This is a genomic window from Micromonospora globosa (genome assembly GCF_000717585.1).
In the GTDB taxonomy this organism is placed as follows: Bacteria; Actinomycetota; Actinomycetes; order Mycobacteriales; family Micromonosporaceae; genus Micromonospora; species Micromonospora aurantiaca.
Map to the genome: position 1 here is coordinate 33,084 of NZ_JNZR01000040.1, position 12,696 is coordinate 45,779.

Annotated in this window: 8 protein-coding genes; 3 read left to right on the plus strand and 5 right to left on the minus strand. The window is 75.6% G+C overall.

Annotated elements, in window-relative coordinates:
- The first annotated feature begins 17 nt into the window (after positions 1-17).
- Complete coding sequence (locus tag IF06_RS0128590) at positions 18-1,622, plus strand: alpha/beta hydrolase (RefSeq protein WP_030274700.1); 1,605 nt, start codon at positions 18-20, stop codon at positions 1,620-1,622.
- A gap of 45 nt (positions 1,623-1,667) precedes the next feature.
- On the opposite strand, the gene IF06_RS0128595 is transcribed toward IF06_RS0128590, so the two are convergent.
- A complete protein-coding gene (locus IF06_RS0128595) occupies positions 1,668-2,945 on the minus strand; it encodes a YncE family protein (RefSeq protein ID WP_013284837.1) in 1,278 nt (425 codons plus the stop codon).
- Between the two features lie 172 nt (positions 2,946-3,117).
- Here IF06_RS0128595 and IF06_RS0128600 point away from each other — a divergent pair, with 172 nt between their 5' ends.
- Both IF06_RS0128600 and IF06_RS0128605 read left to right on the plus strand, forming a co-directional pair.
- Positions 3,118-4,266, plus strand: a complete 1,149-nt coding sequence (locus IF06_RS0128600; protein ID WP_030274702.1) for a helix-turn-helix domain-containing protein — start codon at positions 3,118-3,120, stop codon at positions 4,264-4,266.
- Positions 4,267-4,313: 47 nt separating this feature from the next.
- Positions 4,314-4,766, plus strand: coding sequence for a GNAT family N-acetyltransferase (locus tag IF06_RS0128605; protein WP_030274704.1), 453 nt, complete (start codon positions 4,314-4,316; stop codon positions 4,764-4,766).
- A 46-nt stretch (positions 4,767-4,812) separates the two neighbouring features.
- On the opposite strand, the gene IF06_RS0128610 is transcribed toward IF06_RS0128605, so the two are convergent.
- The 4 genes from IF06_RS0128610 to IF06_RS0128625 are packed head-to-tail and all read right to left on the minus strand — an operon-like array spanning position 4,813 to position 12,485.
- A complete protein-coding gene (locus tag IF06_RS0128610; RefSeq protein ID WP_030274707.1) occupies positions 4,813-5,538 on the minus strand; it encodes an ABC transporter ATP-binding protein in 726 nt (241 codons plus the stop codon).
- A complete protein-coding gene (locus tag IF06_RS0128615) occupies positions 5,538-6,572 on the minus strand; it encodes an ABC transporter ATP-binding protein (RefSeq protein WP_030274709.1) in 1,035 nt (344 codons plus the stop codon). Before IF06_RS0128615 ends, IF06_RS0128610 begins: the two co-directional genes overlap by 1 nt.
- 1 nt (position 6,573) lies before the next feature.
- Positions 6,574-9,303 carry an FtsX-like permease family protein gene (locus tag IF06_RS0128620; RefSeq protein ID WP_030274711.1) on the minus strand — a complete coding sequence of 910 codons (2,730 nt, stop codon included), beginning with the start codon at positions 9,301-9,303 and terminating at the stop codon, positions 6,574-6,576.
- Entirely contained in the window at positions 9,300-12,485 is a 3,186-nt protein-coding gene (locus IF06_RS0128625; protein ID WP_030274713.1) for an FtsX-like permease family protein, read from the minus strand. The genes IF06_RS0128620 and IF06_RS0128625 overlap by 4 nt, the downstream gene beginning before the upstream one ends.
- Positions 12,486-12,696: the final 211 nt, after the last annotated feature.

Genomic DNA, 12,696 nt, shown 5'->3' on the forward strand with positions numbered 1-12,696 from the left:
TGACGGTCGACACGATCATGGAGGGCGCCCACGTGACCCGCTTCCCCGAACGGACCCGCCGGTTCCGGCCCGTCCTGGCCGCGTTCGTCGCGGCGGTGGTGCTCACCGCCGGCTGCACGCTGCCGGCGTTCGCCCCGCGCGCCGAGAGCGAGGGCGAGGCCGCCCCGCCGGGCACGGCGCCGGAGTGGCGGGCCTGCCCGGAGGTGCCCGACGAGCTGGTCGGCCGGGGCGCGGCGGACATGCGCTACGACTGCGCCCGGATCGCCGTGCCGCGCAACTGGGGCACCGGGGCCACCACCGGCGCGACCGCCGGGCCGGGCGCCGGTGAGACGTTCGAGATCGCGCTGATCCGGGCCCGCTCGACCAAGCAGCGCGACCGGATCGGCTCGCTTGTCATCAACCCGGGCGGTCCCGGCGCGTCCGGCGTCGACACCGCCGTCTACCTGTCATTCGGCCCGGCGTTCGGCGGCCTGCCGACGGCGATCACCGACCGGTTCGACATCGTCGGCTTCGACCCGCGCGGGGTGGCCCGGTCCAGCCCGGTCAAGTGCATCTCCGACGCCGACCTGGACGCCAGCTTCGGCTACGACCCCGACCCGGAGAGCCAGTCGTCGTTCGACGGCTTCGTGGGCCTCAACCGGCGGGTCGGCGAGCGCTGCGGCGCGAAGTACGGCGACCAGCTCCCGCTCTACGGCACCGAGCAGGCCGCGCGGGACATGGACGCGGTCCGCGCGGCGGTCGGCGACGACAAGCTCACCTACCTCGGCTACTCCTACGGCACGCTGCTCGGCGCCACCTACGCGCAGCTCTACCCGCAGCGCGTGCGCGCCCTGGTGCTCGACGGCGCGGTCGACCCGCAGCAGAAGCTGATCGCCGGGTCGGAGAGCCAGGCGAAGGGCTTCGAGCGGGCGTTCGACAACTTCACCAGGTGGTGCGCGGCGAACGCGGGCCGCTGCCCGATCGCCCCGGACGCCCGCGGTGCGGTCACCGACGCGATCGCCAAGGCGAAGACCTCTCCGGTACGCGCGCAGGACGGCCGCAAGGCCACCGCCGGCTGGGTCTTCTACGCGGTGATCTCGTCGCTCTACACCGAGCAGGGCTGGCAGGAGCTGGCCCGGGCGATCGACGACCTCCAGGGCGGCGACCCGGACGGCGTGTTCAAGCTGGCCGACGCGTACGCGGGCCGCGAGCCCGACGGGCACTACTCGAACCTGTTCGACGCCAACCTGGCTGTCAACTGCGCCGACGAGACCGAGAAGCCGTCGCGCGAGCAGGTCCGCTCGCTCCAGTCGCAGTGGCGGCAGAAGTATCCGCTGTTCGGTCCCGCCCTGGCGGTGGGGATGCTGGGCTGCGTGGAGTGGCCGGGCGAGCGGGATCCGTATCCGACCGGCCGGGCGAACGGCGCCCCGCCGATCCTGGTGGTCGGCACCACCGGTGACCCGGCCACGCCGTACGAGCAGACGCCCGCGCTCGCGTCGATGCTCGGCGTGGGACGGGTGCTGACCTGGGAGGGCGAGGGGCACACCGCCTACCCGCAGACCTCGTGCGTGACGTCTGCGGTCGACGCGTACCTGATCTCACTCACCGTCCCCCGGGAGGGGCTGCGCTGCCCCGCCCGGTGACGGCGTGACCGGCGGTCGGGGTGCGGACGCCGGCCGGGCCGGCGGTCAGCCGGCGGCCGGGGGCGTCCAGCCCTCCGGGATGTGTCCGATACGGACGCGCTGGGGGTGGTCGCCGACCGGGACGCTCGCGACCTTCTGCCCGGTGGCGAAGTTGATCGCGGTGACCTGGTCCGCGCCGGATTCGGAGATCACGCAGTCCCGGCCGTCCCCGCTGACGGTGGCCCAGTACGGCTTGCTCGCGGGCACCAGCGGTCCCTCGCGCAGCGTGGCCCGGTCCAGCACCGTGGCGTAGTCGTCCATGGTGCCGGCGACGCAGATCCGGGTGCCGTCGGGGCTCATCGACAGGCCGTGGTGCCGGGAGTCGTTGACCCAGGTGGTGCGGTCCTCGCTGGTGGCCGGGTTCTTCGGCAACGTGGCGACGCGGGTGACCCGGTCGGTGGCCACGTCGTACTCGACGACGCCGTTGAAGAAGGACACCTGGAAGTAGAGCCGGCTGCCGTCCGGGGTGAAGACGGCGGGGCGGACCGCGTCGGAGAGGTCCCGGCGGCCGGCGGCGTCCAGCCGGTCCCGCATGTCGATCACCTTGACCACCTGGTACGTGCTGGTGTCGGCGACTGTGATCCGGCGGTCGCCCTTGGTCCAGTCGAGCCACGGCGCGTCCAGGTCGGTGTTGACCTCGCCGATGGACATGTTCCACAGCCGGGTGCCGCCGTCGGTGTAGATGTTCTCGTGCGGCTTGTCGCCGGCGCCGAACGAGCCGAGTTGCGCGCCGGTGCGGATGTCCAGCACGTGCACGGTGTTGGAGGTGGAGGCGGAGACCGCGACGCGGGTGCCGTCGGGCGAGACGGCCATGTGGTCGGCGCGGTAGCCGGAGACCGGGAACCGCCAGCGCAGCGCGCCGGTGGCCAGGTCGATCGAGACGACGTCGGCGAAGCTGGGCCGGGACACCACGAGCGCGGTGCCGTCCGGCGTGGTGTACATGTCGTCGATGAGCTGGTCGTGGCCCTCCCCCGGGCCCTGCCGGATGCCGAGGAAGAACGCCAGCTTGATCGGGTTGAGGTAGATCTCGCGCAGCCGCGCGGCGCGGTCCGGGATCACGTTGATCCGGCCGAGCCTGGCGTAGTCGCCGCGGGACCGGATCACGTCGGCGGTGCCGTCCCAGTTGTTGCCGACGAACATCACCTCCTGGAGCGCCGCCGCGGCGGCGGCCGGCGCGGGCGCGGTCACCAGCGGCGCCGGCGCGACCAGGGCGAGCGCGGCCAGCACGGCCAGGCCGGCGCGGCGGCGGCGGGTACGGGACGGGTGCTGTGGCACGGGTGTCATGGACGCCTCCTGGCAGCCGGTACGACATCGACGTTTCTCAGTGGCGCGAGCGGTGTTACCTTGCGGTAACAACCAGGAGAGCAACCGGCCGCCCGCCCGGGCTAGGGACCTGACGCCAACGCCCGCGCGGCCCGGTTGTGCCGCGTCGACAACCGGAGGGCGGCGGACGCCGATGACCCGGATCGGACAGGCCCCGACGTTCGGCGCGCTGCTGCGCGACCTGTCCGCCGATCCGGCCGCTGTCGACGAGGTGGCGCGGGCGGCCCGCGCGGACTCCCCCGAGGTGGCCCGGCTTCCGGCCGACGAGGTACGCCGCCAGGTCGTGCTGCTGCTGACCAGTGGCCTGGGTGCGCTGGAACGCCGCGAGGACCCGGCCGGACGCGACTTCGCCGAGGCCCGGCGGCTGGGCGCGGACCGGGCGGCGCAGGGCGTCTCGGTGGCCGGTCTGCTGCGCGGGGTGCAGGCCGGGCGGGACCGGGCGGTGGAGCTGGTGGTCCGGCACGGGCGGGCCGCCGGCATCCCGGACGAGGTGCTGCTGGAAGGGCTGCTCACCATCGGCCGGTACGCCGCGGCGGTGGAGCGGGCGGTGGTTGACGGGCACCGCGGCGCCGAACGGGAACTGGCACGTACCGGCGCGGCTGCCCGGGCTCACCTGCTGCGGCGGCTGCTGCGCGACGGTCCGGCGGGCCTGCAACCGGCCGAGCTGACCCGGTTCGGGCTGCGGCCGGACGGGCGCTACCACTGCCTGGTCGCCGCGCCGCCCGACCCGGTCCGGGCGTACGCGCTGCACCGGCAGCTCACCGCGCGGGGCGGCCTGCTCGGCACGGTCGGGGACCGGCTGGCCGGGCTGCTGCCGCGACCGCCCGACGCCGCGCCGGCCGACATGCTGACGCTGGTGGCGCCGGCGCAGCCGCTGGCACGGGCCCCGGACATGTACGCGCTCTGCCTGGCGGCGCTGGCCACGGCCGCCAATCGGCGGCTGCGCGGGCTGCGTCAGGTCACCGACCTGGCCGGGGAGACCGCGCTCGCCGCCCAGCCGTTGCTGGCCGAACTGCTGCGGGGCACGCTGCTCGGCGCGCTCGACCCGGCCGACGAGTTCCACCGGGAGCTGGCGGGCACCGCGCTCGCCTGGCTGCACCACGGCCAGCGCCTGGACCAGACGGCCGCCGAGCTGCACGTCCACCCGAACACGGTGCGCTACCGGCTGCGGCGGCTGCGGGAGCTGACCGGCGGGCCGCCGGTCGAGGAGGGCGCCCGGTGCACGGTGCCGGAGACCGTGCACTGGTGGTGGGCGCTGCGGAGCTGGCTGGACGACGGCTGACGCCGCCCGGGCCACACCGGCGCGCGGCGCTGTGCCAGGCTGGCCCGGTGACCGAGGTGATCTTCCGGGAGGCGGTCCGCGCCGACCTGCCCGCCGTGCTCGCGCTGCTCGCCGACGACGTGCTGGGCCGCACCCGCGACCTGCCCGAGGTGGACGGGGCGTACGAGCGTGCCTTCGCCGACCTCGACGCCGACCCGCGCAACCATCTGATCGTCGCTGACGACGGCGGGGAACTGGTGGGCTGCTTCCAGCTCACGTACATCCCGGGGCTGGGCCGGCACGGCGCCGAACGCTGCCTGATCGAGTCGGTGCGGGTCCGCTCCGACCGGCGCGGCCGCGGTCTGGGCCGGACGATGATGCGCTGGGCGATCGACAGGGCCCGGGAGCACGGCTGCGCGCTGGTGCAGCTCACCACCGACAAGCAGCGCGCCGACGCGCACCGGTTCTACCGCGACCTGGGCTTCGTGGCCAGCCACGAGGGCATGAAGCTGGCGCTCTGACCCGGCACCGGGCCGCCGCACGGAGGCGCGCGGCCCGGCACCCGGATCAGTCCTCCGACACCAGCCGGCCGTCGCGCAGTGTGAGCGTACGGTCGGCCAGCTCGATGAGCGCCGGGTCGTGCGTGGCGACGAGCGCTGTCATGCCCCGGGCGTGCACCACCGCACGCAGCAGGTCCATGATCGACCGCCCGGTCTCGGAGTCGAGCTGACCGGTCGGCTCGTCGGCGATCAGCAGGTCCGGTTCGTTCGCCAGCGCCCGGGCCACCGCCACCCGCTGCTGCTGCCCGCCGGACAGCTCGTACGGGCGCTGCGCCGCGTGCCCGCCCAGCCCGACCAGCTCCAGCAGCACCGCGACCCGCTGCTCCCGCTCGGCCGCCGGCACCTTGGCCAGCCGCAGCGGCACCCCGACGTTCTCCGCCGCGGACAGGATCGGCACCAGGCCGAACGTCTGGAACACGAACCCGATGGTGCCCCGGCGCAACGACAGCAGCTCCCGCTCACCTGCGGCTGTGACGTCGTGCCCGGCCACCCGGATCCGCCCGGCGTCCGGCCGGTCCAGGCCGCCGACCAGGTTCAGCAGCGTGGTCTTGCCGGCGCCGGAGCGGCCCCGGACGGCGACCAGCTCGCCGCGTCCCGCAGTGAACGAGACGTCCCGCACGGCGAGCACCGCGTGCTCCCCCTTGCCGAAGGTGCGGCTCACCCCCTCGACCCGGACCACGTCGTCGACGGCCGTCCCCGGCACCGCCGGCAGCACCACTGTCTGGTCGGTCATCACTCACTCTCCTCGCCGTGCGCCCGGTCGCCGGGGCGCACCTCGACGTGGTCGGGTTCCAGGTTGAGCCGGACCCGGTCGCGCAGGGACAGCGCCTCCACGAACTGCGCCGGCAGTTGCATCCGGCCGGTGCGATCGAGCACCGCGTACTCCTCGCTGACCATCTCGGTGCCGCCGTCGGCGGTGACGCGCGCGGTCCGGCGTACCTCGGAGGCGGTCCGGCCGTCGCGGATCGCGACGGTACGGCGGACCTGGCCGGCCACGGCGTGGTCGTGGGTGACCACCACGATGGTGACCCCCAGTTCGGCGTTGATGGTGCGCAGCGCGGCGAAGACCTCGGCGCCGGTGGCCTCGTCCAGCTCACCGGTCGGCTCGTCGGCGAAGAGGATCTCCGGGTCGTTCGCCACCGCCACGGCGACCGCGCAGCGCTGCTGCTCGCCGCCGCTCATCTGGCCCGGCTGGCGGTCGGCGCAGTAGCCGACGCCCACCATGTCCAGCAGCTCACGGGCGCGTTCCCGCCGCTTGCGCCCTCCGCCGGCCCGGCCGGCCAGCTTCATCGGCAGTTCCACGTTCTCCAGCGCGGTCAGGTACGGCAGCAGGTTGCGGCCGGTCTGCTGCCAGATGAAGCCGACCACGTCCCGCCGGTACGCCAGCCGCCGCTTGTTCGACAGCGACAGCAGGTCGTAGTCGGCGACCCGGGCGATGCCCGCGGTCGGGGTGTCCAGCCCGGACAGGATGTTCAGCAGCGTCGACTTGCCGGAGCCGGACGCGCCGACGATCGCGACCAGCTCGCCCCGGTCGATGACCAGGTCGAGGCCCTGGAGCGCGACGACCTCGACGCCCTCGGTCTTGAAGATGCGCACCAGGCCGTCGCAGACGATGTGCCCGCGCAGCCGGTCGCGCCCGCCGGCCCGTTCGGCGGCCCGCTGGGCGGCGCGCTGTTGCAGCGACGCCAGGTCCGGTACGGCGGACGACGGTTCGTCACGCGGCGTGAGACGCGCCGGGCCCGGGTGGCCGGAAGCGGTCGCGGTCATGTCAGCTCTCCTCTCCGAGCCGCAGCACCTCGCCGAGGCGCAACCGGCGGTTGTTCACGGCTTCCACGGTGATCGCGAAGCCGAGGGCCAGCATGGCCAGGACCGACACCCCGGCCACCAGGCCGGGTTCGAAACTCGGGCGCACGTCCACGCCCCCGGTGAAGGCGGGCAGCCCGAGCACCGGTGTGAGCAGCAGCGGCAGCAACGCGCCGACCACCGCTCCGGTGAGCACCGACACCAGCACCAGCGGCGTCAGCTCCACCATCAGCAGTCCGCGCCACTGGCGGCGGGACAGGCCCATCGTGCGCAGCCGGGACAGCACCTGCCCGCGCGAGCGGGCCCCGGCGAGCACCGCGAGCGCGAGCCCGAGCAGCCCCAGCGCGGCGCCGCCCCCGGCACCGAGCACGAACCCGAACACCAGCAGGCCGTTCACGCCGCTGCCGCCCAGGTCGGCACGCACTGCCGAACGGGTCGTCACCTCCGGCGCGCGGGCCTTGTCCCCGGCGTCGACCTCGCCGATGCGCAGGTAGCGCCGCTGCCCGTCGCTCGCGACCCGGTCCACCTCGGCCGCGTTTACGCCGGACCCGGCGAGCACGAAACCGGTCGGCGCGAGCTGGTGCGGGGCGTCGGCCGGCAACGCCGGCCACGGCAGCACCACGAACCGGCGTATGCCCTCGCCGACGAGCGCGAACTCGTCGACTGTGGCGGCGGTCCGCACCGGCAGCCGGTTGCCCTGCACGTCCAGCCAGGCGGGCCGCTCACCCCGGGCGTCGGCGAGCCCGGCGTCGGCCAGTTCCCCGGCCACCGCCGGAGACACCAGCGCCGGCAGCGGCGTGCTCCCGTCGGTGCGGGCCCGCACCGGGTCGGGCACGTCCACCGGTACGCCGGCCTCCCGTGCCACGTCGGCGAACCGCTGGCCGTCCACGAGCACCACGCGCAGCTCGGTGACCGGGGCGGGGCGTCCGGCGCGGTCGGCGTACGGACGTTCGGCCGGCACTGTGAGCAGCGGCGCGACAGCGCGTACCCCGGGCAGCGCGGCCAGCTTCTCCGCGGTGTCCGGGGTGAAGCGCTCCCCTCGTACCAGCAGGTCACCGGGCACGGCCTGGGCGGCGGCGGTGTCCCGGCCGGTCTCGATGCCGGTCGCCACCACGCCGCAGAACGCGGCGGTGGCGACGGCCAGCACCACCACGACCAGCGGCCCGGTGCTGGCGGCCCGGCCAGCCCGGGCGGTGCCGAGGAACGCGACGCTGCCGCGCGCCCGGGCGGCGATGCGGCTGACCAGCCGCAACGGCCAGGGGTACGCGCGCAGCGCCAGCAGCGCCGCCGCGATCGCCAGCAGCACCGGCACGGAGACCAGCAGCGGGTCCACCGAACCGGCGGTGAGCCCGCGGCGGCGCAGCAGGAACGCGCCGAGCACGGCGAGCCCGAGAACTACCACCTCGACGGTGAGCCGGACGGCGGGTGACCGGCCGCCCAGGTCGGCACGTCCACCGGCCCGGCGGCCGACGGCGAGCGCGGCGAGCGGCGGCAGCAGCGTGGCCAGGAGCGCGGCGATCACCACCCAGCGCCACGACGCCCCGGTGCCGGGCAGCAGCCCGCCGAGCAGCCAGCCGATCCCGGCCGCGGCCGGCAGCACCAGCAGCGACTCGGCCAGGCCGCGGCGCAGGACCGCGCCGGTCGAGCCGCCACGTGCCCGGATCAGGTGGAACTCGGCGCGGCGGCGGCGCGCGGCCAGCCGGGCGGCCAGCAGCGTCAGCCCGGCCAGCGTGGCGAGCAGCCCGGCCGCGATGACCGCGAGCAGGGTACGCGCGGCGGCCAGCGCGTCGGCGAAGCGCCGCAGCGGGATGTCCACGCCCTGGGTGAGGGTCATCTCGATCTGGGCGGGCCGGGCCCGGTCCAGCCCGTCGACGCCGGCGATCAGCGCGTCGAGACGGCCGGGTTCGAGCCGGTCCGGGGCGATCCGGTACCGCCAGCCGAAGCTGACCGGCCAGCCGGTCGCGACGGCCTCGTCGACGCCGCCGTCGGCGGTGTAGGCGACGCCCACGAACGGGTCGCCGTCGCCCTCGGGCGGGGAGAGCTTGAGCATCGACGGCAGCGTGTCCCAGACACCGTCGGCCGGGTCGTTCGGCCGCCACACACCGACCAGGTGGACCGGGAGGGACTTGAGCACGTTGTCGTCCGGGTCGAGCATCAGGAGCAGGAACCGGTCACCGGTCTTCACGCCGAGCGTGCCGGCGATCGTCTCGGCGAGCGTCACCTCGACCGTGCGGGCCGGGGCGACGGGGCGTTCCGGCCACCGCCCGTCGACCAGTGTGGCCGCCTCCTTGATGCCGGTACCGGCGCGCAGGTGGACGTCGATCAGGCCCTTCTCGGGGGCGAGCGTCGGGCCGCGCAGCCGTCCGGGCACGGTCTGGGCGACGTACCAGCGCTGGCCGATGGTGTCCCGGACCACGCCGGGCATCGCCTCCTCGATCCCCGCCAGCTCGGCCGCGTGACCGGTCACGGCGGTCCGGGTCGACGGCGGGAACGCGGTCGGCGCGGTGCTGTACGTGAGGTCGCGGCGGGCCACCGGCTGCCCTGCGACGTACTCGGTGAGCCCCTGCCCGGTCAGCCGGTCGGCGACCCGGGGCACGCCGGTGATCAGCAGGGCGGTCACCAGGGTCAGGACGGCGAGCAGCAGGAACTGCCCTCCGTATGCGCGTACCCGGCGCGCGGCACCAGGAAGGCTCATCGTTCTCCTCCGATCCGGAGCTGCGCGGCGGCGACCCGCTGGCGGATGCCTGTGGTGATGAGGGCGGCGAAGGCGAGCGCGGCGAGCAGCAGCCCGGCGGCTGTCGTCCCGATCGGCAGCCAGGGCACTGTGAAGGCCGCCTCGGGCACCGGCCGGCCGGCGGCCGGGGTGAGGATCACCAGCGGCACCATGGTGGCCGCGACGAGGGCGCCGACGAGCATCCCGACGCCGACGCCGATCGCGGCCAGGAACGTCTGTTCGGCGAGGTACGCGCGTGCGAGCAGCCGGGTGTTCGCGCCGAGCGTGTTGAACACGGCGAACTCGGTGAGCCGGCGCCGGGTGGTGGCCCAGACGTCGACCGCCAGGCCGACCAGGGCGAGCAGCACCGAGCCGAGCGCGGCGGCCAGCAGCCCGGTGCGCGCGCCCTGCCAGTACGGATCCTCGGCGGCCTCCGCGGCCACCGCCCGCCGGTCCAGCAGCACCGTGCCGCCGGTCGAGGCGAGCGCGTCAGCGGCGGCGGTGTGCCCGCCGGGCGTGGTGCCCAGCCACCACTCGGCCACCGGCCGGACGCCGCCGCTGCGTTCGAGGAGTTGTGTGGTGGCGGTGGGCAGGTCCAGCAGCACCCCGTCGCCCCCGGTGCCGGGCACCGCGGCGACCTGGCCGACCACTGTGACCTCGACCGTCACCTCGGCGACCGACAGCTTGACGGTGTCGCCGGTCTTGAGGCTCATCGCGGCGGCCACGCCGGGGGTGACGAGCACCGGCACCGGACGGTCCGGCGCCTGCGGCACCAGCGCGAACCGGGACGAGGGCACCCGGGCGAACTGCAACAGCCCGGCCGGCACGTCGAAGCCCTGCGTCCCGTCGATCCGGGTCGGGCTCGCCTCGGCGGTGTCGCGCGGCCCGGCGCCCGGGTCGATCACCCGCCAGGACCCCTCCACCGGCAGCTTCAGGGCCGCCCCGGCGGCGTCGGTGAGCCGCAGCTCGTCCAGGAGCAGCCGGTACGAGCTGCCGGTGGCGTCACCGCCGTCGGCCTCGAAACCGGCCAGGCGCAGCGGGACGCCGCCGCTGTCCGGCAGCGGCACCGAGAAGCGCACCGGCTTACCGTCGCCGTCCCCCTCGGCGAGCCGGACCCGCCAGGTGGCCCCGGCGTCGGTGGCGAACAACGCGGTGACAGCCACCCGGGGCCGCTCGTACATGCTCTCGACCGGGGTGCGCACGGTGCCGGACAGCGTCTTCGCCCCCTCGGGCAGGACGCCGCCGGCCGGCGCGGTCCGGCCGTTCGCGAGCCGGTCCAGCAGGGCGCCGGTGGACGCGTCACCGCCGGCGTCGTCGAGCCGGATCATCCCCTTCGCGGCGGCGGCGTCGAACGCCACCACTGTGGCCGGCCGGGCCTCACGGCCCAGGCGTACGTCGTCGCGCCAGGCCGGCAGCACCCGGTCCACGCCCGGCACGGCGGCCAGCTGGGCGGCCCGGTCCGCGGGGGCGGTGCCGTCCCGTTCGGTCAGCCGCAGGTCCGCGCCGACCGTGTGCTGCGCCTGGTCCCGCTGCGAGCGTTCCCAGGAGGCCACCAGCGACCAGGCGAGCGTGCTGCCGCCGACGGCGAGCGCGAGCAGCAGCACCGGCCCGGCGTGCGGGCGGCGGCCCGCCTGCCACATGCCGAACATGGTGGCGTTCCACGTCCGCCGGTCCACGAAGCGTTCCGCGATCCGGGTGGTCGGCGGCAGCAGCCGCAGCGCGATCACCGCGCCGGCCAGCACGCCGATGGTGGGCGCGGCGGCCAGCAGCGGATCGATGCCGAGGCTGCCGTTCGCGCCGGCGAGCGGCGAGGAGTACTGCCGCAGCTGCGTCCAGGCGAGCACGGCGAGGGCCACCAGCGCGATGTCCACGCTCGCCCGCTGCACGGCCGCTCCCCGGGAGGGCCGCGACCGGGACGCCATGTCCGCGACGTACGTGCCCGCCCGGCGCATCGCCGGCAGCACCATGGCGAGCAGGCAGCCCACCGCCGCGCCGACCGCCACCACCCACACCCGGGCCAGGTCACCGTCGGCCAGCCCCAGGTCCGCGCCCAGGTAATGGATCGCCTGCCCGGTCAGCGCCGGGGCCAGCAGCAGCGCCGGCGCCACCACGAGCGTCGCCTCGCGTACGGCCAGCCCGGCGATCTGCCCCCGGGCGGCACCCCGGGCCCGCAGCAGCGCGGTCTGCGCCCGCCGGTCCTCGTTCAGCAGCGCCGCCACCAGCACCAGCGCGTACCCGCCGAGCACCACGATCAGCAGCAGCGGGGTGAGCAGCGCGGACCGGCCCACCAGGTCGGCCCGGCTGAGCCGGTCGACGAGCCGGTCCAGGTGGCTGACCTGCTGTGTCGAGGAGCCCAGGCCGGTGGCCTCGGGCAGCTTCCCGGTGATCTCGTCGAGCGCCGTGGTCACGGCGGGCAGCCGGGCCGGCTCGACCGCCACCAGGTCGGGGTCGACCACCCAGGCCGCCGAGGTGGAGCCCGGGAAGGTGCGGGCGAAGTCGGCCGGGTCGAGCGCGAACGGCCCGTACGACGTGATCTCCGCGTCGCCCTGGCTCTCCCCCACCCCGGGGGCGAGACGCCAGTACGCCTCGGACGCGTCCCGGGGCCGCCACGTGCCGACGACCACCACGGTGCCGGCGCGCTCCGCGCCCCGGTCGTACAGCGGCACCCGCTCCCCGACCTCCAGGCTCAGTTGCGCGGCCACCTTCTCCGGCAACGTCACCTGCAACGGGTTGCTGCCGGGCACCGGCCACGCCCCGGCGGCCAGCTCGGCGTGCGCGGGCAGGTCGTCGAGCGTGGCCAGGTTGGCGAACATCGGATCGTCGTCGGTACGGGCGGCGCCCACGTCACCGGTCAGCTCCCGCCCGGTCCCGGAGCGGCCCGCGGCCACGGTGACCGGAGCACCGCCGAGGCCGTCGGCGAACTGCTCCCGTACCGCCCGGTCCCGCTCGGCGAACGCGGCGGCGTCGGCACCACCGGAGCCGCTGATCAGCAGGCTGCGTTCCTCGGCCGGGGCGGCGTCGAGCACCGCCCGGGCGCCCGCCTCGACGGCCCGGCGGTTGTAGTCGGAGAGCCCGGTGACCAACGCGACCGCGACGAGTGCCGCGACAGCGGCGGCGAGCAGCAGCCCACGGGCCTCTATCGCCCGCCTCCACACCAGCTTCATCCGACGTCCTCTCCTGGCCCCGGCGGGCCGATGCCGAGAGAGAGCAGTGACGCCCACCAAAAGGTTCGCGCCCGTTACATGATCGTTATCGGTCCCCCCGGCCCCCTTCCCCACCCCGCCGCCGCCCCTCGCTCGTCGGGGCCGGCGGCGGTTCCGCATGTCGGCGTCACGGTCCCTGAGCGCCGCAGTCGACGACGGCGCCGGCCCGGGT

Excerpts from the sequence above, each read along its gene's own strand:
- IF06_RS0128615 (WP_030274709.1), bottom strand. The coding sequence starts at position 6,572 with ATGACCGCGACCGCTTCCGGCCACCCGGGCCCGGCGCGTCTCACGCCG.
- IF06_RS0128600 (WP_030274702.1), top strand. The coding sequence starts at position 3,118 with ATGACCCGGATCGGACAGGCCCCGACGTTCGGCGCGCTGCTGCGCGAC.
- IF06_RS0128595 (WP_013284837.1), bottom strand. The coding sequence starts at position 2,945 with ATGACACCCGTGCCACAGCACCCGTCCCGTACCCGCCGCCGCCGCGCC.
- IF06_RS0128610 (WP_030274707.1), bottom strand. The coding sequence starts at position 5,538 with ATGACCGACCAGACAGTGGTGCTGCCGGCGGTGCCGGGGACGGCCGTC.
- IF06_RS0128625 (WP_030274713.1), bottom strand. The coding sequence starts at position 12,485 with ATGAAGCTGGTGTGGAGGCGGGCGATAGAGGCCCGTGGGCTGCTGCTC.
- IF06_RS0128590 (WP_030274700.1), top strand. The coding sequence starts at position 18 with ATGGAGGGCGCCCACGTGACCCGCTTCCCCGAACGGACCCGCCGGTTC.
- IF06_RS0128620 (WP_030274711.1), bottom strand. The coding sequence starts at position 9,303 with ATGAGCCTTCCTGGTGCCGCGCGCCGGGTACGCGCATACGGAGGGCAG.